Origin of the sequence: Pseudoalteromonas sp. S3776 (assembly GCF_005886915.1) — a bacterium.
Lineage (GTDB): Bacteria > Pseudomonadota > Gammaproteobacteria > Enterobacterales > Alteromonadaceae > Pseudoalteromonas.
On the sequence record NZ_PNCU01000040.1, the window covers coordinates 25713 to 51855 of the forward strand.

Below are 26143 nucleotides of genomic sequence, written 5' to 3' on the forward strand. Positions count from 1 at the left end.
TGGTCCGTTGTTTTTGTTATAGGTATTCGAGAGCAACTATATTTCGATGAGCATAAATATCAAAAAGTGCTTTTAAACCAGGAGTATATGTTAATACCTGGTTAAAACCAAGGCCCATATATAAAGCTGTAATACTTTTATAAGCAAAGGTGTAAAGTGGTAGGGGCTGGTGTTTTACTGCAGCACTTAAAAGTCGTGTCGCCAGCCCTTTACTACGATGCTGAGGGGCAACAAATACGGTCGATAAAAATAAGAAGTCGTGTTTATTTTGAATCCGACACGCCGCAACTATGTACATTCCTTTGTAAACAACCCAAACCTGATCTTGCTTATTGGCACGCCCTCTTACGCTATACTGTGCATAAAACTTATTAACTAATGGAGTTTTAAGTGCGTCTAATATTTGTACTGTGTACATACTAGCTTAGCATTAACGCCAAATACTGCTCAAACTGTTGCTTTAAAAATGCTTGCTCAGCCACCGGGCGGCTATGAATGGTGTTGTAAACTTGTTCACGTGTTTTTTTATTACGTTTAATTTGATAAGCCCAAAATGATGCCTCGTAATCTAATTGAATCTGGTATTTTTGCTCTCGAGGTAAAGCACATAAATTAAAACTCACAACCACTCCTAAGTACGGTTAATTATCCGCATTTATTATACGTATATTTGATACTATTTACTGTTTAAAAAGCAACAAACATGGGCAAAAAGCAGACTATTTTGTTATTATTTGCGGCGATCATTTGTCCCTATCCCCATTTTAAACGGAAGTAATCTTGCAGATACAACCCAATACTTTGTTTTTATTAGTCGTTTTATTTTTTAGTAAAATCACACTCGCCAATCACAATAGCGTTATATTTAACCGCCCCGCCGACTCAGCTCAAGCAAGCTATGCGCTCGCTTTACTCACATTAGCCTATAAAGAACTTAACTACGAAGTACACATAATTGATTTTAATCGCCAAAATGCATTATTAGCAGCCAATAATGGGGTGTTAGACGGCCAACTTGGGCGTGACATAAGCATAGAAGCAGATAATCAGAACCTAATTAGAATTAACTACCCGCTGTTTGACTATAAGCTTTTGCTATTTAAAAACTGCCAACCCAATACTCTCGATAAACTCAATAGTATTGCGGTTTTGTCGGGTTATCCGGTTCAACACCATTATTTGAAAGAGCAAAAATTTAACGGCAATATTATTGAAGTAAAAAATATTACAACCCAACTTAACCTACTAGCCCAACATAAAGTTGAGGGGGTAATTATGCTCGATTTTGTACTTAAAGCCGATAACTTTGCCCTGCCTGAGACGTGCATGCAAACCCAGCTGCTAAGTACGTTTTCGCTCTATCATTATGTACATAAAAAGCACGCGGCTTTGGTAAGTAAATTATTGAATACTTTATATAAATTGCACAATAACGGGACTACTCGCGCGTTGCGTGCAAAGTATAATTTAAAATATTAATAAGTCACACTAGGTTTAAAATTCAAAGCCTTGTTGTTTGTCCAAAGTAGTTTGAGATTGGGCTGCTTGGCGCTTTTGCAAATACCGTTTGTAGCGCTGCTGGCATAAGCTAAGTACTTTCTTTTTTTGCGCGTTGGTTAATGTGTTCCAATTAAAGCGCTCATCCCGGCTTCGGTAGCAACCTTTACAATAGCCTCGGTTATTTACTTGGCAAATACTTTTACAGGGGCTTGGAATATCAAATATTTCAATTTGTTGCATTGTGCCCCCTAAGTAGATTAATTACTTTGTACGAGTATAGCGTTATTTATGTACAAAAAAAAAGCAGCGTTTACGCTGCTTTTTTTACGCCAACGAAGCTGCCTAATGGCTTTCCTCACATGCTTTGTTTGTGATTTCAGCTTTACGTTGAAATGGCTTTGCATACATGGCTAAAACAAGTGGCTTTAGCTCTTCTGGCACCAAGGCTAAACGCTGCTCAAAGGTAACGGTATCCGGCTCATTAATTACTGCTTGCTTGCAGCCACCGGCAATGTAATTGCCTGGGTGTAAGTAAAAAGACTCAACAATGTGCTTATCAATTGTTTGCGCTAGCTCATCTGCATCATCGCAGCCGCTTTGCACTGGCTCTCCAAAAGCTAAGTGTACATGCCCTTTGGCAGAGCTAAACCCTTCAACAATACTTGCAATGTCTTCGCCAGCTGATTTTACGTATTCACCATGTTGCTGTTTATGGTAAAGCTCTTTTGCTTTAGAAATTGCACAAGGCTCATACTGGTAAGAAATAGACACCGGAACAATTTTTAACTCTTTAATGTACTCGCCAAACTCTTTCTTTTGTTTACGGCCATTAAGTTGCAGCATTTTTAAAAGCGCAGGATCTGTTTGATCAAATCCATCTTTTGCACGGCCTTCTTTTTGGGCAATCCAAATAGAGTTTCCTGCCGTTAACGAGTCATAAATATATGATGATAACTGCGTAAGCGCCTTAAGCATCTCTTTAGGTGCTTTGGCTGAGCGCTTAACGATAAAGCTTTTATTTAAACGCATCAGCTCGGTGATATAGGGTATTTGCAATAAATTATCGCCAATTGCTATGCGCACCGTCTTCATATTGTGCTGATACAACCCCCAGTTCACTAGTGCAGGGTCCAGCACTATGTCGCGATGGTTTGATATAAATAAATACGCCTGCTGTGGGTCTAATTTATCTAAACCCGAAAAGGTGACTTTTGAGGTAGTGCGTTTTATAAGTTTATCTAAATACTCTGCAACTTCGTTTTGCACATCTTCAACGCTCGTAAATTTACCCCATTTTTTTCGTAACTGGCTTCTCACCAGTGCGCGAGCAATAAAAGGTATAGCCGATATAAAGCGCGGCAAGTTGTACTTTGCTATTACATCAATAAACGCATTATCGTTAATTAAACGCGCTAGCGAGGCCGCAACTTCGTCGTCGTTGTAAGGTCTTATGTCTGCGTACTTATCTTCTAATTCACTCATTACTGCATCTACAATGTTAAAAAACGGCACGCAAAACGTACCGTTTATATATAATTTTGATTATAACTCAGCCACTCTTAAATAAGAAATAGCCAATTGGTTATGCTTATTTGCGAGCCATTTCAGTTTATGACCACGCAAAAAGAGGTTGGTGCATTGTTTTTTAATCTTATCAACTTTAATAAGGCTTGCTGACCTTTCATGGGTAAGTAAGTTCAACCTCAAAAGAAAAACAGGCCCCAGCGATATAGCCCGCTAAAATATCATGTTATTTATATTTGAGTGGGCAGACCAGCCAATTTAGACTTTTATCAATAGCCTGACTTTTTGTACTAAGCATTTGGTAGTAATAGCATTAACATAAGTGTGTATTCGTAGTACCTTAAACACTCTTGCCATTTTACGGTACGCATTTAGATAGGACACACAATGAAAATCACCATTCTCGATAACGCTACTTTAGCTAAAACCTCGTTAACTTGCATTGAAGAACTAGGTGAGCTAACGACTTACGAACTTACCTCACCTGAGCAAGTTGTTGCTCACAGCCAAGGCGCGGACGTCCTTATTACCAACAAGGTTGTGCTAAATCGCGATACGATAAGCCAACTTAAAACACTTAAGCTTATATGCGTAAGTGCAACAGGCACTAATAATGTTGAATTAAACGCCGCTGAAGAATTTGGTATTGCCGTTACCAATGTAGCAGGCTACTCGACCCCTTCGGTTGTACAGCACACGTTTTCGTTGGTAACTAATTTATTAGGTAATACACATCGCTATCAACGCGATTGTCAGCAAGGTGCATGGCAAAAAAGCGAGATGTTTTGCAGATTAGACTACAGCTTTAATGATTTACAAGGTAAAACATTTGCCATTATAGGTGGCGGCACGCTGGGTAAAGGGGTAGCCACAGTAGCACAAGCATTTGGCGCAAATGTAGTGGTGGCAGAGCGTAAAGGTGCGCCTTGTAGGAAAGACCGCACACCTTTCGAAGAAGTATTAAAAACCGCTGATATAATTAGCGTGCACTGCCCGCTGACTGATGAGACACGCGATTTAATTTCGTTAGATGAGTTAAAAATGATGAAACCTAGCAGTATTATTATTAATACCGCCCGCGGAGGCATTATAAACGAAGCCGACCTAGTAACAGCGCTTGAGCAAAATTTAATTGCTGGAGCAGGCGTTGATGTACTAACAAAAGAGCCGGCAGAGCTCACCAACCCACTAGCAAATTACACAGGCGAAAACTTGCTGCTTACCCCTCACATAGCCTGGGCAAGCACAGAGTCAATCGTACGCTTAATTAATGAGGTGAGCTTAAACATAGCAGCCTTTACTAACGGTGAATCTCGTAATCGTTTAGTGTAACGTATTTTGGCTATACTATATTTAATTGACCTAAATTAGCCTAATCGTTAAAAAAACTAAAAAGTGGCTGTTTTTACTAATGATTTTTATAATTCATCATTTAAAAATAGTCACAAAATCATAAGCTATTGAATTTAAATCTTTGTTATATTGGCCCATTACTTGCTCCATGAAGAGTAAATAATTAAATTAAAATTCATCAAGGACTATAACAATGAAAAAATCACTTTTAGCTGCAGCACTTATTGCCCCGTTTCTAACCGGTTGTGTTATTGCCGTATCAGATGGCGAAGCAGAAACGCACTGGGCAGGGAATGACTCATCAAGTTGGCAACAGCATCATAAAAAAAACCGCGAAGCAATTGCCGATCTAAAAATGGATAGCAGCTACCAATCTGTTTTAGCGCAATTAAAAACGCCAAGCTTCACCGAGCTGTTAAAAAAAGACGGTGATGTGTATCAGGTACTTTATTACATGACGCATAGTATTCACTCTGATGGAAAAACAACAAAAGATGAGTGCACACCGTTGGTGTTTAAAAATGATAAATTGGTGGGTATTGGTGAAAGCGCGCTGGGTATGATCACCAAATAACAACGTGCTAGTAAAATATAGTTGCCCCGCTCGGTAATAACATAATGTGTGGGGCCGATTTAAACAAGGCTTTGTGAAAACACAGCCATATTACAAGTTAAGCGCAACCACCTGATCACGACCTGCATCTTTTGCGGCATATAGCCCTAGGTCAGCTTGTTCAAGTAAAGCCTGCTCGGCACTGGCGTTGCCGTTTTCCATACTCGCAATACCTATACTGATTGTAATATGATCTGCATTTAAAGATGCTTTGTGCTCTATATTTAAATTGTTTACCGCTTTTCTTAGCTTTTGTGCAAAGGCTAATGCCTGTTGTTTATTAACATCGGGTAAGACCGCTGCAAACTCTTCCCCCCCGTAACGCGCTATAAAGTCAGTACTACGCTCACATTGCGCCGCTAAGGCTTGCGCAACCTGCTTTAAACACTCATCACCAGCACGATGTCCATAGCAGTCGTTATAGCGCTTAAAGTGATCGATATCCATTAATAAAACAGATAAGCATGAGCCATTACGTTTGCTTCTGCGCCATTCACGCGAGAGGTTTTCGTCTAAATAACGCCTGTTAGGTATTTCTGTTAAGCCATCAATGGAGGCAAGCATCTCAAGCAAATCATTTTTTTGCTTAATAAGTAATTGATTACGTACTCTCACTTTTACTATAGATGCATTAAAGGGCTTAGTGATGTAATCCATTGCACCTAACTCAAGGCCTTTGGCTTCATCGGTGTGGCTATTATTAGCCGATATAAACACGATAGGGATAGATTGCGTAATAGGGTTTTCTTTAAGCTGCACAAGCACTTCGTAACCATCAATGCCTGGCATTACCACATCTAAAATAATTAAATCGACCTGATTTAATTTAATAAAGGTGAGCGCTTTTTCGCCGCTTTCGACTAAAAATACGTCATGCTCCGTGCCCAGTGTTTTTTCAAGCACAAGCCGATTAAGAGGATCATCATCCACAATCAGTATTTTAGCTTTTTTCGGCATCCCGTCCCCCTAAGGTTTCAATAAATATAATCACTTGTTTTAGCTGTGTGATCAGCTCTTTTAAACTTTGCTGAACAGGCTCGTTAGTTGTTTTTAGGTGCGTTTCACATTGTTTTGCACACAGTGAAAGCCTAATAAACCCTAAGTTACCCGCAACCCCTTTTATGCTATGCACTAAGCGTACCACTTCATCCCGCTGGGTATTTTCCTCAATTTGCTGTAATTGGGTGTCACATAACTTTGCAAACTTCCCGACCATAGTTGCCAATAAATTTTCATCAAAATTAAACTGGGTAAGCGCAAAGTTTTGGTCGTAAAACTTAGGTTTTGTAAAGTCTACGTCTCTAATTGCATCTATCAAAACCTTGGCTACCACAGGTTTTGTTAAATGCTTATTCATTCCACTATTAAGAGAGCGCTCAACATCTGCAGGCTCACAATGTGCTGTTAAAGCAAAAATAGGCAGTTGGCGTGCGTCAAACTGTTGGCGAATTAATTGTGTTGCTTGGCAACCGTCAATATGCGGCATTTGCACATCCATCAAAATTAAATCCGGCTTTAATATTTGTAGCAGCTCTATTGCCTCGGGGGCATTGGTGACTGTAACTACATTAACTTGGGCTTGCTTTAATACACTGCTAATAATGTCTAAGTTAAGTGGGTTATCATCAACCGCCATGATAAGTAAACCCGATATATCTTTTTTTACCGCTTCATGATTACTGGCTGATGCAACGTGTTCATCCCCCGCTTTCGCGTTTAAGCTCATTATTCGTTGTGCTAACGCTGAGGCTTTAACATGCTGTGCGTTGATTTGGGTAGTACAAGGCAATGCTAATGTGTGCTCATGATTAACGACAACGACAGGGTATGCGTTGGCGCTGAGCGTTTCGTTTATAGATTCAACATTTAATAAATCGTTCAACGTACTTTCATCAATAATCAGTTGCTGGGCATCAGCAAGCTTTATTGGGTAGCGTATTGCCTCTTCTAAGTGAATAGCAGCTACTTGTGAGTAAGCATTAACAACCTCGTTTAGTTGTGCTGTCTCATCGCCCACAACAGCTAATGTATCAGGCATAAATACACTATTTTTAGCCGTATCTACTGCAAGCGATAAAGTAAAGTAAAACTCACAGCCATGGCCTTTATCACTATTAATAGCAATTTCACCGCCCATCAATGCAACGCCATGCTTTACTATAGCCAAACCAAGTCCTACTCCTTGGTGGATGCGTGTAGATGATTCATCCCCTTGAGTAAACGCATCAAACAGTCGCAGTTGGTCTGCTTTGGCAATCCCCACCCCACTGTCTATGACATGAAAAGATATACGCTGCCTATCTAAAGCATCATTTTCTTCAAGCACCAATTTTAAGGTAATACTGCCTTTATTAGTAAACTTAACGGCATTAGTGAGTAAGTTACCTAATATTTGCTGTAAACGGATCGAGTCACCAACGAGCGCGGGAGTTATGAGTGGGTCTACTTCAATATTAAAGCTTAACCCTTTATTTTCACACAGTGGCGCTGTTAAGCTCTCACAAATATCAATCAGTTCAACTAAACAAAAAGGCACCGGTTTAATTTGTGCTTGCGAACTCTCAACACGGGCAAAATCAAGCATCCGGTTTAGCATTAACAATAAGCTTTGCGCCGCGTTTTTAGCTTGCTTAGTTTGTTGCAATTGCTTATTTGTTAATCCCTGTTCCACTATCATATCTAATAGCCCTAACACAGCGTTTAGAGGCGTGCGTATCTCATGGCTTAAGTTAGCGATAAAGCGGCTTTTGGCTATTGTTGCACGCTCTGCATCATGCTTTGCTTTAGTCAGCGCACTGACATCTTGAATATGAATAACGTAATAAGAAGGGTCCCGATTTTCATCCCACACCAACGACACACTTAGCTGCAGCCAATTTGTTAGCTTTCCTTGCGAGAGCGTTAAATGGTAGACCCGCTTTTTATCATCTAATAAATGGCAAAGCGCATTTTTTATTTCTTGCCACTGCGCTTCATCGAACAACATTTTTAGTGGCTCACCAGTTAAAATATCTTGCTGTGAAAACAACTTACGAGCCGCTTTATTAACCTGCAATATGGTGTGTTCAAGCGAGAGTAGCACCACGCTGTTTGCTGCAAATTCTATCGCGCTTCTAAACTTAGATTCTGATGCTTTTAAAGCCGACAAAGTTTGTTGCTGTTCAGTAATGTCTCGCCCAATCCCCATAGTACCCAATAAATGTTGGTGCTCGTTATAAAATGGCGCAATCGTTAATTGATAAGATTTGTCGGTGCTATCTATGCGTTGTTCAATGCTACTTTTTGTTTGCAAAACTTGCTTTTCAAGTAGGCTTAACTGTAAATCGTCACTCTCTAAATCTTCAATACGTTTACCGACTAAAATTGCTTGCTCTTTTCCTACATAGGCTTCAAAAGCTTTATTACAGCCTAAAAAAGATCCATCAATATTTTTAAAATAAATCAGATCAGGCACACTATTTAGCATGGTATTTAATAATGCCAAATGCCGCTCTTTTGCTTCATAACTGCGTTTTAACTTTTGTGATTGCAGCTGTAATTGCTCATCGAGCTCTTTATTAGCCTCTTGTAACGACTCGACTAACTGTGCATTTTTATCAAATACATATTTAACCCGAGAAAACCAAGGCTGCCAATTTAAAGGAATGGGATAATTAGAAAGGGCAGCTTTAGGGGCATCATTTTGCTCAAAATATTGCATTAAATGCGTCATTGGCCTTACAAAAATACGCTGGCTTAGCCAAAAAAACACAGCAAACATTAAGCTTAAAAATAACGTTAAAAATACAAACTCCAAAAGTACCTCATACCTAATTGGGGTGATGACGTTTATTTGCGGCTCATAAAAGGCGGCATGAATGGGCAAATTCCCCATTGCTTGCATAAAAAACTGTGCGCGTGTGTTATTGGCTAAGTTTATTTTTTCATTATCATGAGCAAGTTCAGGCCAATAGTCTTTTAATGCTGTGGCTTCGTTTAATTGCTTTACGGAGCTGGCTATAACTTGATGCGACTGGTTCATAAATACATATTCGCCTTCGCTTGGTGCTACTTTTTTAAGCCAGTCAGACATGGCTTCTAAATCATAAATTAAAATGATGTAGCTGGACGAGTTAGGCTGCTTTTTGCGGCCGATAGCAAAGTAGGCGCTATCGCGTATTTTTACTATGGGGCTGGAGGTAAGCTGATCAGGTGAAAATGCGGGCTTAAAACTACCATTTAAAATTTTATTAAGCATGGTGCTTTGGCTTTTATTACGTCTCACAACATACGCAAACCCCGCTTCATCAACATAGGCAACGGCTGATAAGGATTGCATAAGTGATAAGGCAGTATTAAAAGTCGGGCTTAGGGTTGTAGCTTGCTCCCACTGAATCAACGCACGGTTAGAAAAAGCAAACTGCCCTTTACCCACTATTTCTCCTCGGCGTTCGCTAAAATGGCGGTAGTAGTAATTGTCGTATTGATTTATACCTTCAAGTAAGTTTCGATTAAATTGCTCAACACCCGGTTGTTGATACGATATAAAGGCATTGTCGAAAAAGTCATTTACCGAGCTCATGATATGACTAACTTGAGCTGACACTTGCTCAAAGTCGGCTTGGCGTTTTTCTATGGCGCGATCAACTTTTATATTATACAAATGCAAGCACAATAAAAATGTCACAAATAAGGGAACAAACAACGCTACAGATAAAGAGCGGTAATAGTCTTTTAGAGGTAAAAATTTCAACGTTTTGCCTAAGTTTTGGCCCGATAGTCAGCCACTAGACTATCGAGCCAAATTGTTCTGCGCAAGTTATAAATTTTCTTCTGCAAAGGAGGCCAAACGGCTGCGCACTACGCCATTTAAATTCACCGTTGCACTGCCTTCAAAGTCTTTAAAGCGTTCCACAATATAAGTAAGACCGGAGGTCACAGGGGTTAAATAATTGCTGTCTATTTGTGCTAAATTACCGCTACAGATTAGTTTAGTTCCTTCACCACAACGGGTAATAATGGTTTTAAGCTGAGATGCTGTTAAATTTTGGCTTTCATCCAAAATCACCACTGCATTTTGAATACTACGGCCACGCATAAAGTTAACCGACTTAAACTGCACATTAGCTTTTTCCATTATGTAGTTACGGCTAGAAATTGGGTTTTCATCGCCTTTGTGTAACACCTCAAGCGTATCGGTAATTGCCGCTAACCATGGCGCCATTTTCTCTTCTTCGGTTCCTGGTAAAAAACCGATAGACTCCGCTATTTCTGGGGTATTTCGCGTAACGATGACCTTGTCATAAATCCCACGTTCAATCACCATTTCAAGCGCACTGGCCAGTGCCAGTAATGTTTTACCGCACCCAGCTGGGCCGGTTAAAATAACCAGCTCAATGCTGGGGTCTAATAAGGCGTCGAGTGCCATACCTTGATAAATATTTTTAGGTTTAACTCCCCACGCTTGCTGGTGCATTAAACGCTCAATACTAATATCTTTTAATTTAATACGCTCGTTATCGTACGATTTGACCCGCGCAGCAAAGTGCTCACTGCCATCAAGTATATACTCATTGCAAAACACATCTGGGATTAAGTTTTTAGCCACATAATGAAAGGTATCACGGCCATGCTGCTGAGTTTCGCATTGCCCTACATGCTGCCAAAAGTCTCCTTCTATTTTTTTATAGCCACTGGTTAATAAAGCAATATCATCAATGAGCTGGTCGGTACGGTAATCTTCAACATATTTAAGGCCTGCCCCCTTGGCTTTAAGGCGCATGTTTATATCTTTTGTCACCAATACAATTTTTGAATCGCTGTGCTGCTTTTGTAAATACACGGCACAGTTAATAATGCGGTGGTCGTTTTCATCCCCCGGTAAACCAGAAATAGAATCTGCAAAAAGGTGGTCATTTACAATAATGAGCGTGCCGGTTGAATCAGCCTTGGCCTTTTTATTACTAGGCAACGCAACACCCTGCAACATTTGCTCTGGTGTGGCATTTTTTAATACCTCATCTAAACCACGAATAGCCACTCGTGCATCGCGGCTTACGTCGTGTTTTCTGTCTTTAATGTGGTCAAGCTCTTCTAAGACAGTCATGGGAATAACAACGTTATGTTCTTGGAAAGACAAATAAGCGAGGGGTTCGTGGAGTAATACATTGGTGTCTAGCACATACATTTTACTTTCAAGGTTCGAAGCTTTTTCCATAGCACTTTCCTTACGTTTTATGATTTTTATGCTATACCAAAATAACTAAGTAAAACGGGCCTTAATTCAAACCTGCAATACTTAATTGCTAAGGCACAATCTAAGTTTAGTCTATTTGTCATAAAAGTCCGTTTTATTACAAACACAATATAGTTTTTATTTACCTAAAAAAGAGCCATTTGTTAGCACTGTTAATGGGATTAATTCGCACTTATAAAATTAATTAAAAGTGAGCCAAATAGCGCCTTGCAGTGGTGTTATGTAACAGGTAACATAGCCGCCTTTTTCTTCATAGACGAGACATACATGAATTTTTCCTTAGGTCAGCGTTGGATCAGTGATACAGAGTCAGATTTAGGATTAGGCACCGTAGTTGCCATTGAAGGCCGCCAGGTCAGCATTTTATTTCCTGCCAGTGGTGAAAACCGTGTTTATTCTACAGCAGAAGCACCGGTTACCCGTGTAGCATTTAATCCTGGTGATGTGATCAAAAGCGTTGAAGAATGGGAATTAGAAGTAGAGTCTATTGAAGTGCAAGGTGAACTACTTTGTTACGTGGGTACGCGCGTTGATACCGGCGAGCAAGCAAAGCTAAAAGAGACCTTTTTAGATCATTTTATTAAGTTTAATAAGCCACAAGATCGTTTATTCGCAGGCCAAGTAGATCGTTTTGATCGCTATACCTTACGTTACCAAACTTGGCAACACCAATTTGAACGCCAGCAATCGCCTATAAAGGGCTTAATTGGCCAGCGTGCTAACCTTATTCCGCATCAGCTTTATATTGCACAAGAAGTAGGTAAACGTTTTGCCCCACGTGTACTGCTCTCAGATGAAGTAGGCCTTGGTAAAACCATTGAAGCCGGCATGATTTTACACCAACAAATCATTAGTGGCCGTGCTAGCCGTGTACTCATTGTGGTGCCAGAAAACCTGCAGCACCAATGGTTAGTAGAAATGCTACGCCGCTTTAATTTACGTTTTTCTATTTTTGATGAAGAGCGTTGCGATGAAGCCTTTGCAGACTCGCCAAACGTATTTGATACCGAGCAGCTAGTGCTTACCAGCCTTGAGTTTTTAACCAAAAAAAAACGCTGGTTTGAACAAGCAACACTTGCTGATTGGGATTTACTCGTTGTTGATGAAGCGCACCACCTAAGCATTAACAATGGTAAGCCGAGCACCGAATATCAGCGCATGGCTGAACTTAGCCAAGATATTCCGGGTCTTATTCTATTAACAGCAACGCCTGATCAACTTGGTCACCGTAGCCACTTTGCCCGCTTACAATTGCTCGACCCAGATAGATTTTACGACTACGACGTATTCAAAGAAGAAGAAGCAAACTATAAAGACGTTGCCGAAGCGGCAAATCAGCTGCTGCAAGCGCAGGCCCTTGATGATACAGCCAAAGCCACACTTATTGAGCTATTAAAAGAAACCGATATTACCGATGTGCTTGAAAAAGCGCAGCAAGGTGATTTACCGGCGCGTAAAGAAATACTTAACATGCTGCTTGACCGTCACGGCACAGGTCGTATTTTATTTAGAAACAGCCGCAGCGGAATTGATGGCTACCCTAGCCGTAAATTACATGCTTACCCTATGGCACTGCCAAAGCAGTACAGAACAGCTATGTCGGTTCTTGGCAGCATGAGCGGTATACAAAGTGCAGAGCTAAGTGCACAGCGTGCTTTATTCCCTGAAAAAATCTTTCAAGAGTTTGAAGGTGAAAGTGCAAGCTGGGGTGCATTTGATCCACGTGTAGATTGGTTAATCGACACACTTAAGACTCTAAAGCACGAAAAAGTACTGCTTATTTGTGCCAAAGCCGAAACCGCTATCAGCCTTGAGCAAATTTTGCGTGAGCGTGAAGCAATAAAAGCATCTGTGTTCCATGAGGGTATGTCGATTATAGAGCGCGACCGCGCGGCAGCCTTTTTTGCTGATGAATACGACAACGCACAAATACTGCTGTGTTCAGAGATTGGTTCAGAAGGTCGTAACTTTCAGTTTTCGCATCATTTAGTGTTATTTGATTTACCACTTAACCCTGACTTACTTGAACAACGTATCGGTCGATTAGACCGTATTGGGCAAACAAAGGATGTTAATATTCATGTGCCGTATTTTGAAAATACAGCGCAAGAAGTATTACTGCGTTGGTACAACGAAGGCCTTGATGCATTTGAAAGCACATCAACCACTGGCCAGTTATTGTATAAAGAATTTAGCGAAGACTTACTTGAGTACATTGCTGCACATAATTGTGATGAAGAAGAGCTCGACCCACTACTTGAGCAAGTAGCCAAGCAAAATGCCGTGTTGCGCAAGCAAATGGAAAGTGGCCGTGACCGCCTATTAGAGCTACATTCATCTGGTCAAGGTGCTGCTGATTCATTGGTAGAAGAAATTGAAGCACTTGATAACCAATTTGAGTTACCAAGTTACATGATCAACGTATTCGACACATTTGGCGTAAGCCAAGAAGACAAAGGCGAAAACACCATTATTTTAAAGCCAACAGAGCATATGCTAAGTGCTTCGTTCCCAAGCTTAAAAGAAGATGGCATGACGGTGACATTTGACCGCGATACTGCCCTTTCGCAAGAAGATGTGCACTTTATTAGCTGGGATCACCCTATGGTGCAGGGCACCATGGATATGATTTGTGATGATGACTTTGGTAGCGCATCGGTTGCACTGCTTAAAAATAAAAAATTACCGCCAGGCACCTTTTTTGTTGAGCTAATATTTGTAGCCGAAGCAATGGCACCAAAAGCCCTGCAAGTAGGGCGCTTTTTACCACCAACGCCTATTCGCATATTGCTTGATAAAGCCAGTAATAACCTTGGCGAAAACGTGGCATTCGACAGCTTTAACCAACAGCTTTCAGCCGTAGGGCGCCAAACGGCCAGTAAATTAGCGGGTGCTTTACAAGGTGCCGTTCACCCAATGATCAACACCGCAAAAGACATGGCTCAACAACAGCTAGAAGTTATACGCAGTGCATCACTTGAAAAAATGCAAAGCACCTTAGGTGAAGAGCAAGCTCGCCTTGAAGCGCTTAAACAAATTAACCCTAATATTCGTCAAGAAGAAATTACCTTCTTCGATAAGCAGCGCAGCGAACTGACAACGCATATCGAAAAAGCCCAATTAAAACTTGATGCGATACGCTTAATTGTAGTTTCGCACTAAGGGTTTTTGAGCTTTCAGTTTATAGCTGTTAGTCGTTAGTTAGATCAGGTGTAGCTAAACTACAATTTTAAAAGCACGGTTTACAGGCCGTGCTTTTTACATTCACCTCTACAACCACTCCTCAGTATCTTGGCCACCTAATATAGCCATTATTTCAACATCAGTTTCTGTAATTCTGTAATAAATACTGTCTGAGCCACAAACGGCACGCCGATAACCTGTGCGTATATGGTCAACTGATTGGAAGGAATAAGGATTTGCAGCTAGCTTTTCAAACATAGAAAAGAAACTATAAAAGTAAATATCTGCTTGCTGTTGTGAAAATGCTTTGCAACCATATTGATAAATACGACGTAAGTCTTCTTTAGCATCGTTTGAAAGCTTAAATGTGCGCACTACTTAATACATGCTTTAAATTCTGCTAACATTTCATCCGCAGATTGAGCACTAAAACCGCTTTTTTCTGCGTTAGCAAGCTTACTATTTATAGCTTCAGCCCTTCTTGCACGGCGAATTAAATCGTTCACCAATTCACTTTTATTAGCATAATCACCAATTTTCTCAACGTGATTACGTAGCCATAAATCATTTTGCTCAGTAAGTGAAATACTTTGTCTTGCCATAATGAATTTCCTAAACGTTAATCTGGTGCAATTTTACACCAGATTAAAAAGCATGCAATTAAACTTTTATCTTTTTCTTGAGGCTTTGCTCTCGCTCCCCTAAAATAGTGCCCTGCAAAATTACTGAGGTCGGCCGTGTTAGTTAATTACAATCCCCCAATGAGTCCGTATTTAACAATACTGCACCAAGATGACGACTTGCTCATCGTTAATAAACCCAGCGAACTTTTAACCGTCCCAGGTAAAGATCCAAAACATGCCGATAGCTTAATTAGCCGCGTTAACCGTGTTTTTCCTACAGCTAAAATAGTGCACCGCCTAGATATGGCAACCTCAGGCATACTTTGCCTTGCTATGAACAAGGCTGCGCATCGGCATTTAAGTATGCAGTTTCAAGAGCGTGAAACGGCAAAACGCTATATTGCACGTGTTTACGGCCAACTTGAGCAAGATACTGGGTCGGTTGATTTACCCCTCATATGTGATTGGCCTAATCGCCCTAAGCAAATGGTTGATCATGAAAACGGTAAGCCCTCGCTCACTCACTTTAAAATACTGGCAAAAGAAGCGCACGCAACACGTGTAGAGCTCACGCCAATTACAGGGCGCTCACACCAATTACGCGTGCACATGCTAAGCCTTGGCCACCCAATACTGGGCGATAGACTTTATGCCCATAAAGAGGCCCTAGCCGCGGCGCCACGTTTACAACTGCATGCACAAATGTTGCAACTAAAACACCCCGCGACCGAGCAAGTAATGACCTTTGAGGTAGAGCCCGATTTTTAATAGGTAAAGCTCACAAAGTTAGTACTAAACTTTTACCTTAGCGCGCCGATACTTAGTTATTACTTATGTTTTGGGCTTACTATGATATTTGCGCGGCTAATCAAAAAAACACTACAAAGTGTATGTTGTTGCTCGGCGTTATGCTTAAGCGCATATGCCAGTGCTGCAGAGCATATAGCACCGCCTGCTTTATCAAGTATCGAAAATAGCGATATAAAACGCCTACTACCCAATGATGAAATTAAACCCATACTTGCTGGTGATACAGAGTTTTTAAGCTTGTATAGCGAATACATGAGCCGCGAGTTTAGAGGCATTGTATTACTCATTCCTGATTGGAACTCGACCCCCACCAGCAATGCTGGCATGAGTTACCTGCGAAAAGCGCTTACTAATTTAGGTTACACAACCTACGCCATGACAGTACCTGATATAGATTGGCAAGCAAGTAACATGGCTGTGCCTGCACAAGCAGCGGCCCAATCAACTAAGCCCGCGCAAAATGAAGCCCCTACAGAAACGGCGCAAAATAACAGCGACGATGCAGCCACAGCAGCCCAAGAGCCACATTTTGTTAATGCCATTGATTTGGTGAGTGATGAGGTACTAAGTAACTACAAAACGAATTTAATAATGCGTTATGAGGCGCTCTATCAAAACGCGATGAGCGAGCCAAATAATATTGTCGTTATAGCACAAGGTACCAGTGCGGGAGTATTGCTAGAATACTATGCAAACTTTCCTGACTCGCGAATAGATGCGTTTATAAGTTTAAGTAGTTATTTACCCAATACACAGCGCAATAAGGGTTTAGCGCAAACGTCATCCCTAGTGCCCCCCGCTTTGCTTGATATTTACTATGCAAATGATAATACCGATATACTTATGAGCCTAAAAAATCGTCAGCGCTGGGTAAATCGAAATGCTAAATTTGATTACCGCCAGCGCCAACTGTTTGGCCTACGCGATGCGCCAGAGCAGCATGCTCGCTTAAGCAAAATAATAGACGGTTTTTTACGCCGCCTTTTTTAAATACTCGTAAGCCGCTTGAATATCTTGGCTTTTTTTAACGGCTACCTCCATCATGTGCTTAGGCAGCCCTTGAGAGACTAATTTATCAGGATGATGCTGCGCCATTAATTTACGATACGCGACTTTAATATCTCGTTGCGTCGCGTCGCTACTTAACCCTAATAAAGCCAAGGCCTGGGAGCGGTTCATGCTGTTATTAGGGGGCACATGATGGCCAGAGCCTTCACGGTAACCGCTACTTTGACCTTGCTGCTGTTGCCTATACTGTTGTTGTTGCTGTCTAAAACTAAATTCAGCTTGGTAGCGCTTAAGAATAAAAGCAAAATGGGTTTTAGAAATACCCAATTGTTTACTTACCTCTTGTAACAGCTGTTTTTCTTGCTCTGCGAGCACGCCATCTGAAAATGCCATTTGAATTTGAATTTCTAAGAACAATTGCAGTAAGTCGTAACGTTTTGCAAAACGTTCTTTAAAGTCATGTACCGTTTCTTTAATCGAAAAGTCGCTGTCTTTACCAGATTGAAATGCATGTTGAGCTTCGCGACGTTCGTCGCCTTTTAGCCCCATTTCGTCCATAAACATACTTGCCGCTTTTATATGTACTTCGCATACGCGACCGTTCGACTTTGCTATATGCCCCATAACTGCAAAACAGCTCGAAAAAAACAACGCCTGACGCTCATTCACATCATCACCCTTAAACAAACCTGAAAAGCCCCCGGCTTTATCAAAATCGTTTTTTAAGCTTTTATCAAATAAATGGCCGAGGTATAAACCTAAAATAGCGCCAAAAATTTTGCCAAACATAAAGCCAAAACAAAAACCGAGTATTTTTCCCCACATCTAATTAACTACCTCTATTAAAGTGTGCTTTGTATGCGCTCGTTGAGCTGCGCGAGTCGCTGTGGTGTGCCGATATCGTCCCATTGACCTATATAAAGCTCAGTTGAGATAACATGTTGCGCGAGTTTTTCTCGCAGTATTGGCCCAAGCGGGCGTATGCCAGGCTCTAAACCTTTAAAAAAATTAGCGTGGTAACGGCTAATTCCCGAAAATGTATACTTTTGACTTTCAGCCGATAAGTGGCTTAACGCAAAATCCCCTTTTTCGTTATGAGGAGGGTTTTCGACTAACACGATGTGGGCCTCGCCGTCTTGCAGGTGCAATTGTGTAAGCGCATTCACATCGTAATCTGTGTATACATCACCATTAATTACAATAAATTGATCGCCAAGTAGGGGCAGCGCCTGAATGATCCCTCCTGCGGTTTCAAGTCCGCCCTCAGTCTCTTGGCTATATTCAATGCTTACACCAAACTCAGCGCCATTTCTAAAGTAGCTTTTTATTTTATCCCCTTGCCAAGCTAGGTTTATAACAATATCTGTAATGCCAGCGGCTTTGAGGTTATTAATATGGTGCTCAATCAGCGGTTTACCCGCCACTTTTAGCATAGGTTTAGGTATAGTTTGTGTAAGCGGCATCATTCGCTGGCCGCGCCCGGCTGCTAAAATCATGGCTTTCATGTGCGCTCCTTTGCAAGTTTTAATGTCACCTTTGGTATTACAGTGCTACTTACCCATTCACTTAATGCTGCAAGCTCAAGGTAGCACTTGGCAACGTCAACAATGTAATCCAACGTCGGTAAAATATTATCAAGGTAACCGGTTTTTCCATCGCGTAAATAGAGGCGGCAAAATATTCCCGCCGCCTTTAAATGACGCTGAATACCCGTTAAATCAAACCACTGTTTAAACTGCTCAAAAGAAGTATCTGTTATTAATTTTTGCGCTGTAAATTCTTCATACCCGTACTCAAGCAGCTGATTAAGCTGTGCTTGTGGCAACTTAAAATAGCAATCGCGTAACAGCGACACTAAGTCATAACACAACGGACCGCGCACGGCATCTTGGTAATCTATAATTGCCCACTGCTCATTGCTATACATAATATTACGGCTATGGTAATCGCGATGAACCGTGACCGTAGGCTGTGCTAGCATAGCGTTCGTTAATAGCTCACAGCTTTGCTGCCAAATTGCTTGCTGCTCTGTACTGAGTGTTAAGCCAATAAAGTCTGTCACCAACCATTGGCTAAAAATATTCAGCTCAAGATGAATAAATTCTTTATTATAATTTTGCATAGCTGCTGATTCAGGCGTTTGGGCCCAGCTTGCCGCTAAACAAATTAATTGCTTGTAATATTCATCTCTATTTGGGTCATCGAGCTTATCGGCTAAGTGGGTATTTCCTAAGTCACTTAACACAAAAAAACCTTGCTCTTCATCGCTTGCTATTATTTCGGGTAGTAAAAAGCCGTTGTCGGTGAATACTTTATTTAAAGAGATATACGGCGCGTTATTTACTTTTTGTGGGTCGGAGTCCATCACAATAAACGCTTTTCCAGCACAGCTTAAACGATAATAACGGCGAAAGCTGGCATCCCCAGTAATGGCTACTAAGGAGTGTGGTTTAGCATCAAAGTGCGTATTTATAAATAGTTGTAAATTATCAAAGCGTGTCATTATATAAGATGTCTATTTTTATAGGTCAATTACTGTATTTGCCATTGTTTTCCTTTATTATGTCTAGCTTATAATAAACCAAAGAGCATTAAGGTCGATAAATGAGCAAAACCTGGGGCATATTGATGCTAGGCGTAATTAGCGCACCATCGCTTGCCGAAACTGAACTGGCACACAGCTTATGTGGCATTTCAATGCAAACCAGAGCTTGGCAACCTCTACCAAATTTAGCGGTAGGATCGGTTGATATACAAGCTGACGATGTAGAGCTCCTAGGCACACAAAGCGCTGAATTTACCGGCAATGTTGATATTAACACCCTTGATATGAGTTTGTCCGCACAAACTGCGCTTATAGACAAACAGCGCGGTTTACTCAATGCAACAGGCCCAATTACATACCAAGACCGCGTAAGCCAAGTAAACAGCTCAGGTTTAAATGCCGATTTAAATAATTCTCAAATAAGTCTACTCGGTGCCGATTACAGTTTAACCGCGCAACAAGGCAAAGGTGGCGCTGAAAAAATCACTGTTGATGAGTCTGGCTTATTGTTAATGAATGCAAGCTTTACTACCTGCCCTAGTGATAAACCGGTTTGGGAAATAGAAGCCGATGAAATTAACCTCTCTCGCGAAGAAGGCTGGGGCGAAACCTATAACGCTGTGTTACGTATCCTTGATACCCCTGTTTTATATTTGCCTTATTTCACATTTCCGCTGGATGAGCGGCGCAAGTCGGGCTTATTAACACCGAGTATTTCAAGCTCCGACCGTTATGGCCTTGAAACTGTTACCCCCTATTATTGGAACATTGCGCCTAATTTTGACGCCACCATTACGCCACGTTATATGTCGCGCAAAGGCTTACAGTTGCAAACTGAGTTTAGATACCTGAGCGAGCAGCATGAAGGGTTAGTCGGTATTGAATATTTAGATAGTGATGATTCAGAGCCAAACCTTGATGAGCGCTACATGTTTCATTGGCAACAACAAAGCTACTTAAGTGAAGACTGGCGAGCCAATGTGGACGTCACCAACGTCAGTGATGATAACTACATCACCGATTTAAGCTCTAACTACGCCAATAAAACCGATACCCAACTTTATCGTACCGGGTCGGTGACTCACCTGGGTGACACATGGCGTACCGATATTAAGTTTCAAAACTTTGAAGTACTGGGTGATCACTTAGAGTCGTATGCCGCAGTTCCACAAATTAGCTTTACGCAGACCGCACCTTGGCGCTTTGATCACTTTGACTTTAGTTTGTCTGGTGAAGTAAGCCACTTTACTAACGACTCTTCAGAAATTGCCATAGACAGTGCTACCCGCGTACATGTAGAGCCAAAAGCGCGATTTAATTACGCAACGCATGCGTGGTCGTTTCTCTCAGAAGTGAGTTTATTACAAACAAACTACAAACAAAGCGGTGATTTAACGGGTACGCAATACAGTGATAGCGTTTCGCGTACTTTACCAAAAGTACGCTTGTATTCGCAGCTTAACTTTGAACGCGACACCTCATATTTTTTTGAAGATGGCATTCAAACCCTTGAGCCACAAATACAATATTTATACACACCGAATAAGGATCAATCAGAAATTGGTCTGTTTGATACGACTCGCTTACAAGATGACTTTTTTGGCCTATTTAGGGATACACGATTTTCAGGCGTGGATCGTATAGCTGCAGCTAACCAATTTACACTAGGTGCAACAACCCGATTATTTGATAGCAAACAAGAAGAAGTATTTAACTTTAGCGCGGGTCAAATCTTTTACCTAAATGATTCGGCTAAACCTACTGAGCAAGGTTTAGACTCGCAAACCAACTACAACGCGCTGTTTGCCGCACAAACAATGTTACATTGGCATCGCCGTTGGTATTTATCTGCGGGTATGCAATACGACACGGATGGCAAGCAAATGATTCAGTCAAATGTCACTCTTGATTACAAAGGTGACAATAATGAGCTAGTTCAGTTGAACCATCGCTATGCAAATGATGTCTCAGGAAATACAATCGAGCAAACGGGTGTATTTACAAGTATCCCAATTAGTGAACAGTGGCAATTTATTGCAAGCTATCATCGGGACCTTGAAAATAATCGAAGCATCGAATTTTTAAGCGGATTACAGTATGAGTCGTGCTGTTGGGCAATCCAAATTACTGGCCACCGTCAGATTGAAACCGATTTAAATCAATCTATTGGGCAGCAACAAGCCACTTTTGATTCAGGTATTAGTCTAAACTTTGTATTAAAAGGGCTGGGCAGTAAGAGCCGTTACGATGCACAAAAATTATTGCAACAAGGTATTTTTGGCTACCGTAGACCGTATTTTCTTAATAATTAAGGCAAACGAGCAATTAAGGTGATACTTTAAAGCCCTAAAATGCAGTACGCCCTGTTTTAAAGCAGTACTATTAGAAGAGTAGTAAAAAGAATATGAATTTAAAAAAACTATTATCAACAGCTATTTTAAGCTTAAGCTTATGCCATGGCGCATTTGCCGCCCCACAGGAAATTGACAGAGTAATTGGCGTTGTAAACCAAGGCGTTATTTTAAAAAGTGAAGTAGACACCATAATCAACCGTGTTAAAAAGCAAGCCGCAGAACAAGGCCAGCAACTTCCTAAAGACGAAACGCTTCGCATACAAGCAGTAGAACGTTTAGTTAACCAAACGCTTATGATGCAAATGGCTGAGCGTATGGGCCTTGAAATTTCAGACAGCCAGTTAGACCAAACTTTAGCTAATATGGCAAAAGATCAAGGCGGCACGATTGCCGATCTTCGTCGTACAATTGAAGCCGCAGGCGAGAGTTTTCAGGCTTACCGAGAAGAAATTCGTAAAGAGATCACCACACAGCAAGTGACTCGCGCCAATGTAGACCGTCGTATCTATATTAGCCAACAAGAAGTAGATAACCTGTTAAAAATAATGGAAAGCCAAGGTCAAAATGCTGAAGAGTACGATATTGGTCATATCCTTATTGATATTCCAAACGATGCAACGCCCGATGAAATCACCAGCGCAAAAACCCGTGCAGACAAAGTTATTGAGCTATTAAACGATGGCCAAGAGTTTAAACGCATTGCAATTTCTTCATCTGGCGGTTCAAAAGCACTCGAAGGCGGACAACTAGGGTACATGGGTATCAACGAAATGCCTTCATTATTTGCTGAGGCTGTAAAAGGCCAAAAGAAAGGCGCGATTGTTGGCCCTCTTCGCTCTGGTGCTGGCTTTCATATAATTAAAGTGCAAGATGTACGTGGTCGCCAACTGGTAGAAACCACTGAAGTTCGCTCTCGTCATATTCTTATCAAACCTTCAATTATTTTAAGTGAAGAAAAAGCGCGCAGCATGCTTGCAGGGTTTGCCAAAGATTTACGCGCAGGAAAAGCTGACTTTGCAGAACTTGCCAAAGAATACTCAGAAGATCCAGGCTCTGCCCTTAAAGGCGGTGAGTATGATTGGACTGACCCTACAACGTATGTACCCGCGTTTAAAGATACTTTGTTATCACTTGATAAAAATCAAATTAGTGAACCATTTAGAACACAATTTGGTTGGCACATAGTACAACTTTTAGATAAACGTGTAGCAGATAAAACTGAGCTAGCTAAACGTAACCGTGCGCACGGCATGTTGTTTAATCGTAAATTTAAAGAAGAAAGTTTTAACTGGCAGCAAGAAATGCGCGAACAAGCCCATGTTGAAATTTTCCCTATAGACGAGTAATTATGACATTACGAATTGCAATTACCCCGGGGGAACCTGCGGGGATTGGCCCTGACTTACTGCTGCGATTAGCGCAGCAACCATGGCAAGCTCAACTGGTCGCTATCGCCGATAAACAGTTATTAAAAGAACGCGCTCAACACTTAGGCCTTAATATTGAACTAATTGATTTTGATGAAAATGCCCCTGCAGCCATTGCGCCTGCAGGTAGCATTTATATTCACCAAGTTGATTTAGGCACTGAGGTTAAGCTAGGTGAACTAGACGACTTAAACGGCCAATACGTACTTGATACCTTACGTATTGCTAGCGAAAAAAACATGGACGGTACCTTTGATGCCGTTGTCACCGGCCCTGTTCACAAAGGGATTATTAATAAAGCCGGTATTTCGTTTAGTGGTCACACTGAGTACTTTGCTCAGCAATCTGGCACCTCAGATGTTGTCATGATGCTAGCGACTGAAGGTTTACGTGTTGCCCTTGTAACAACACATATACCGCTGGCTTATGTATCGCGTGCGATTACCCAAGAGCGCCTAACCAAAGTGATTAGTATTTTAAATCATGACTTACAAACGAAATTTGGTATTGAACAACCAAAAATTTTGGTCTGTGGATTAAACCCCCATGCTGGCGAAGACGGTCATTTAGGTACAGAAGAAATAGAAACGATTTCACCTACGCTTGCGCTTTTAAACAGCCAAGGTATGAACTTAATTGGACCGCTTCCTGCCGATACCCTATTTCAAGATAAATACCTTACTCAAGCCGATGCCGTGCTTGCTATGTATCACGATCAGGGTTTACCTGTGCTAAAATACAAGGGATTTGGTAACTCGGTAAATATAACCCTAGGTTTACCATTTATCCGCACTTCGGTTGATCACGGTACTGCGCTTGATTTAGCAGGCACTGGTGACGCTGAGGTTGGCAGTTTTGAATTAGCGATCCGCGAAGCAATTAAGCTCGCCCATGAAAAAGCACAAAATCAATGACCGATAAAGTACATTTAGGACACCGCGCCCGTAAACGTTTTGGGCAAAACTTTTTATTTGATGAATCTATCATTGATAAAATAGTCACTGCAATCGATCCTAAGCCACAAGACAACCTAGTAGAGATTGGCCCAGGTTTAGGCGCAATTACAGAGCCTGTTGCCGATTTAAGCGGCCAACTTACCGTTGTAGAGCTAGATAAAGACTTAGCCCAGCGTTTAATTGAGCACCCATTTTTAGGGCCTAAATTAAACGTAAACCAAGGCGATGCAATGAAGTTTGACTTTGCAAGCCTTGTACGCGATGACAAAAAATTAAAAGTGTTTGGTAACCTGCCTTACAATATTTCTACGCCATTACTGTTTCATCTTTTTGAGTTTGCTGATCATATTGAGCACATGCACTTTATGCTGCAAAAAGAAGTTGTAAAACGTATGGTTGCAGGTCCAGGCAGCAAAACATTTGGCCGCTTAAGTGTGATGACACAATATTACTGCCACGCAATGCCTGTGGTTGAAGTTCCGCCAGAATGTTTTAAACCAGCTCCTAAAGTAGACTCAGCAGTTATTCGTCTTATTCCCAAAAAAGCCGAACAACGAACCGCTAAAAGTGTGAAAATTTTAAACACCGTGTGTTTAGAAGCGTTTAATCAGCGCCGTAAAACACTGCGTAACAGCTTAGGCAATTTACTCACCGCTGATGAGCTTACTAGCATTGGTATAGATATTACCTTGCGCGCTGAAAGCCTAACATTACAACAATTTATTGATATAGCTAATTGGATTTATGACAACAAGCAGTAATATAGGCTCTCCTGTAAAGGTCTCTGTAGAGACTTTTTATGTTGAAGGGCAATCTCAGCCTGAGCTAGATAAATATGTTTTTGCCTACTCAGTGACAATTAAAAACCACAGCCTTTGCAGTGCCACGCTTTTAAGCCGCTATTGGTTAATTACCGATGCCAACGGCAAAGAAGTTGAAGTGGAGGGCGAAGGCGTTGTGGGCGAAACCCCTGTGATAGGTCCTGGCGAAACTTATAAATACACCAGTGGCGCAATATTAGACACCCCTGTAGGTACAATGCAGGGGCACTACACATTACGCAATGAGTTTGGCTCTGAGTTTGAAGCACCTATAAACGTATTCCGTTTAGCGTGTCCTAATATTTTACATTAGTAAAAAGCGCCATGGCTGATTACGCAATTGGTGATTTACAAGGCTGCTTTGAAGAGTTTAGTCGCTTACTAAAACGGGTTGATTTTAACCCAAGTAAAGATCACCTTTATTTAGTTGGCGACATAGTCGCACGTGGCCCTGACTCGCTGGCTTGCCTAGATTACATTTACCGCCATCAAGACAGTATAAGTGTAACGTTAGGCAATCATGATTTACACATGATTGCCTGCCATTACCTTAATAAGCCGATAAACCCAAAAGACAAACTCGATGCTATTTTTAATAGTAAAAAGCTTCCTCACTATATCGCCTATTTGCAAACCCAACCGCTTGCACTTTATTTAGCGCAGCACCGCAGCTTTATATCGCATGCAGGATTAAACCCTAACTGGTCTATAAAAACCGCACTTAAACATGCACAGTTTGCTAAGCGTTGTTATCAATCAGCTAATGCAGCCCACTTTTTTAAAAAAATGTATCAGCCACACCCTGCTCTGTGGGATGACGATTTAAACGACTTTGATAAGTTTAGGTACATAGTTAACTATTTTACCCGTATGCGCTTTTTAACCAGTAACAACACGTTAGAGCTTAATGCGAAAGGTGCAATTAACGACAATAAATCGTTAACAGCTTGGTTTGAACATCCTAATATAAAAGCATTAGAAAAAAACTTGGTTTTTGGCCATTGGGCCGCTCTTGAAGGGGTTACTCAGCTGAGTCATGTGCACGCGCTTGATACTGGATGCGTATGGGGCGGGGCTTTAACAATGATGGACTTACAAACTAAGCAAAAAATAGTAGAAAAACCTGCGCATTCATCTAAATAAACTGTAAAAACCCACTACATATGTTAAATTTAAATTAATAGAAATTAA

General features: G+C 41.2%; 24 protein-coding genes. 12 read left to right on the forward strand and 12 right to left on the reverse strand.

Annotation, left to right across the window (positions count from 1 at the left end):
• Positions 1–16: 16 nt before the first annotated feature.
• Together CWC16_RS15175 and CWC16_RS15180 are read right to left on the reverse strand one after the other, a co-directional pair.
• Positions 17–418: a GNAT family N-acetyltransferase gene (locus CWC16_RS15175; RefSeq protein WP_138542125.1), complete on the reverse strand. Its 402-nt coding sequence runs from the start codon at positions 416–418 to the stop codon at positions 17–19.
• 1 nt (position 419) lies between these two features.
• A complete protein-coding gene (locus tag CWC16_RS15180; protein ID WP_055016422.1) occupies positions 420–623 on the reverse strand; it encodes a DUF3283 family protein in 204 nt (67 codons plus the stop codon).
• 157 nt (positions 624–780) lie between these two features.
• Here CWC16_RS15180 and CWC16_RS15185 point away from each other — a divergent pair, with 157 nt between their 5' ends.
• Positions 781–1479 carry a substrate-binding periplasmic protein gene (locus CWC16_RS15185; RefSeq protein WP_138542126.1) on the forward strand — a complete coding sequence of 233 codons (699 nt, stop codon included), beginning with the start codon at positions 781–783 and terminating at the stop codon, positions 1477–1479.
• A 15-nt stretch (positions 1480–1494) separates the two neighbouring features.
• Here the strand turns inward: CWC16_RS15185 and CWC16_RS15190 are convergent, their stop codons facing one another.
• Together CWC16_RS15190 and CWC16_RS15195 are read right to left on the reverse strand one after the other, a co-directional pair.
• Positions 1495–1740 (reverse strand): DUF1289 domain-containing protein, encoded by a 246-nt coding sequence (locus CWC16_RS15190; RefSeq protein ID WP_055016420.1) that lies wholly within the window; start codon positions 1738–1740, stop codon positions 1495–1497.
• A gap of 102 nt (positions 1741–1842) precedes the next feature.
• Positions 1843–2982, reverse strand: coding sequence for a 1-acyl-sn-glycerol-3-phosphate acyltransferase (locus tag CWC16_RS15195; RefSeq protein WP_138542127.1), 1140 nt, complete (start codon positions 2980–2982; stop codon positions 1843–1845).
• Positions 2983–3411: 429 nt separating this feature from the next.
• On the opposite strand from CWC16_RS15195, the gene CWC16_RS15200 reads away from it, so the two are divergent.
• Together CWC16_RS15200 and CWC16_RS15205 are read left to right on the forward strand one after the other, a co-directional pair.
• Positions 3412–4356 (forward strand): D-2-hydroxyacid dehydrogenase, encoded by a 945-nt coding sequence (locus CWC16_RS15200; RefSeq protein WP_138542128.1) that lies wholly within the window; start codon positions 3412–3414, stop codon positions 4354–4356.
• A gap of 214 nt (positions 4357–4570) precedes the next feature.
• Positions 4571–4951, forward strand: a complete 381-nt coding sequence (locus CWC16_RS15205) for a DUF3192 domain-containing protein (protein ID WP_055016418.1) — start codon at positions 4571–4573, stop codon at positions 4949–4951.
• Between the two features lie 90 nt (positions 4952–5041).
• Here the strand turns inward: CWC16_RS15205 and CWC16_RS15210 are convergent, their stop codons facing one another.
• From CWC16_RS15210 to CWC16_RS15220, 3 genes are all read right to left on the reverse strand, one after another.
• Complete coding sequence (locus CWC16_RS15210) at positions 5042–5947, reverse strand: diguanylate cyclase (protein ID WP_055016417.1); 906 nt, start codon at positions 5945–5947, stop codon at positions 5042–5044.
• The gene (locus CWC16_RS15215) at positions 5931–9722 is read right to left on the reverse strand and encodes a PAS domain-containing hybrid sensor histidine kinase/response regulator (protein WP_138542129.1); all 3792 of its coding nucleotides are present in this window, start codon (positions 9720–9722) and stop codon (positions 5931–5933) included. The genes CWC16_RS15210 and CWC16_RS15215 overlap by 17 nt, the downstream gene beginning before the upstream one ends.
• A gap of 66 nt (positions 9723–9788) precedes the next feature.
• Positions 9789–11186 (reverse strand): PhoH family protein, encoded by a 1398-nt coding sequence (locus CWC16_RS15220; RefSeq protein WP_138542130.1) that lies wholly within the window; start codon positions 11184–11186, stop codon positions 9789–9791.
• A 306-nt stretch (positions 11187–11492) separates the two neighbouring features.
• Between CWC16_RS15220 and rapA the strand changes: the two genes are divergently transcribed.
• On the forward strand, positions 11493–14387 hold the full coding sequence (gene rapA, locus CWC16_RS15225; protein WP_138542131.1) for an RNA polymerase-associated protein RapA: 2895 nt from the start codon (positions 11493–11495) through the stop codon (positions 14385–14387).
• Between the two features lie 108 nt (positions 14388–14495).
• Here rapA and CWC16_RS15230 read toward each other — a convergent pair whose 3' ends face one another.
• Both CWC16_RS15230 and CWC16_RS15235 read right to left on the reverse strand, forming a co-directional pair.
• Positions 14496–14783 carry a type II toxin-antitoxin system RelE/ParE family toxin gene (locus CWC16_RS15230; protein ID WP_138542132.1) on the reverse strand — a complete coding sequence of 96 codons (288 nt, stop codon included), beginning with the start codon at positions 14781–14783 and terminating at the stop codon, positions 14496–14498.
• Positions 14783–15010: a ribbon-helix-helix domain-containing protein gene (locus tag CWC16_RS15235; protein WP_138542133.1), complete on the reverse strand. Its 228-nt coding sequence runs from the start codon at positions 15008–15010 to the stop codon at positions 14783–14785. Before CWC16_RS15235 ends, CWC16_RS15230 begins: the two co-directional genes overlap by 1 nt.
• A gap of 135 nt (positions 15011–15145) precedes the next feature.
• Here CWC16_RS15235 and rluA point away from each other — a divergent pair, with 135 nt between their 5' ends.
• Positions 15146–15799 (forward strand): bifunctional tRNA pseudouridine(32) synthase/23S rRNA pseudouridine(746) synthase RluA, encoded by a 654-nt coding sequence (gene rluA, locus CWC16_RS15240; RefSeq protein ID WP_138542134.1) that lies wholly within the window; start codon positions 15146–15148, stop codon positions 15797–15799.
• Positions 15800–15880: 81 nt separating this feature from the next.
• Positions 15881–16831, forward strand: a complete 951-nt coding sequence (locus CWC16_RS15245) for a DUF3530 family protein (RefSeq protein ID WP_249929288.1) — start codon at positions 15881–15883, stop codon at positions 16829–16831.
• On the opposite strand, the gene djlA is transcribed toward CWC16_RS15245, so the two are convergent.
• From djlA to CWC16_RS15260, 3 genes are read right to left on the reverse strand one after another with little or no spacing between them, the layout of a single operon-like run.
• Positions 16814–17674, reverse strand: coding sequence for a co-chaperone DjlA (gene djlA / locus CWC16_RS15250; RefSeq protein WP_138542135.1), 861 nt, complete (start codon positions 17672–17674; stop codon positions 16814–16816). The genes CWC16_RS15245 and djlA overlap by 18 nt on opposite strands.
• A 17-nt stretch (positions 17675–17691) precedes the next feature.
• Entirely contained in the window at positions 17692–18354 is a 663-nt protein-coding gene (gene murU / locus CWC16_RS15255) for an N-acetylmuramate alpha-1-phosphate uridylyltransferase MurU (RefSeq protein WP_138542136.1), read from the reverse strand.
• Positions 18351–19352 carry an aminoglycoside phosphotransferase family protein gene (locus tag CWC16_RS15260; protein ID WP_138542137.1) on the reverse strand — a complete coding sequence of 334 codons (1002 nt, stop codon included), beginning with the start codon at positions 19350–19352 and terminating at the stop codon, positions 18351–18353. The genes murU and CWC16_RS15260 overlap by 4 nt, the downstream gene beginning before the upstream one ends.
• A gap of 101 nt (positions 19353–19453) precedes the next feature.
• Between CWC16_RS15260 and lptD the strand changes: the two genes are divergently transcribed.
• The 6 genes from lptD to CWC16_RS15290 all read left to right on the forward strand — a co-directional run bounded on the left by lptD (position 19454) and on the right by CWC16_RS15290 (position 26095).
• A complete protein-coding gene (lptD, locus tag CWC16_RS15265; protein ID WP_138542138.1) occupies positions 19454–21706 on the forward strand; it encodes an LPS assembly protein LptD in 2253 nt (750 codons plus the stop codon).
• Positions 21707–21798: 92 nt separating this feature from the next.
• Positions 21799–23094, forward strand: a complete 1296-nt coding sequence (surA, locus tag CWC16_RS15270) for a peptidylprolyl isomerase SurA (protein ID WP_055016406.1) — start codon at positions 21799–21801, stop codon at positions 23092–23094.
• A gap of 2 nt (positions 23095–23096) precedes the next feature.
• Positions 23097–24089, forward strand: coding sequence for a 4-hydroxythreonine-4-phosphate dehydrogenase PdxA (gene pdxA / locus CWC16_RS15275; RefSeq protein ID WP_138542139.1), 993 nt, complete (start codon positions 23097–23099; stop codon positions 24087–24089).
• On the forward strand, positions 24086–24892 hold the full coding sequence (rsmA, locus tag CWC16_RS15280; protein WP_004585856.1) for a 16S rRNA (adenine(1518)-N(6)/adenine(1519)-N(6))-dimethyltransferase RsmA: 807 nt from the start codon (positions 24086–24088) through the stop codon (positions 24890–24892). Before pdxA ends, rsmA begins: the two co-directional genes overlap by 4 nt.
• Positions 24876–25265, forward strand: a complete 390-nt coding sequence (gene apaG, locus CWC16_RS15285; protein WP_055016404.1) for a Co2+/Mg2+ efflux facilitator ApaG/CorD — start codon at positions 24876–24878, stop codon at positions 25263–25265. The genes rsmA and apaG overlap by 17 nt, the downstream gene beginning before the upstream one ends.
• Positions 25266–25276: 11 nt before the next feature.
• Positions 25277–26095, forward strand: coding sequence for a symmetrical bis(5'-nucleosyl)-tetraphosphatase (locus tag CWC16_RS15290; RefSeq protein WP_138542140.1), 819 nt, complete (start codon positions 25277–25279; stop codon positions 26093–26095).
• Positions 26096–26143 lie beyond the last annotated feature (48 nt).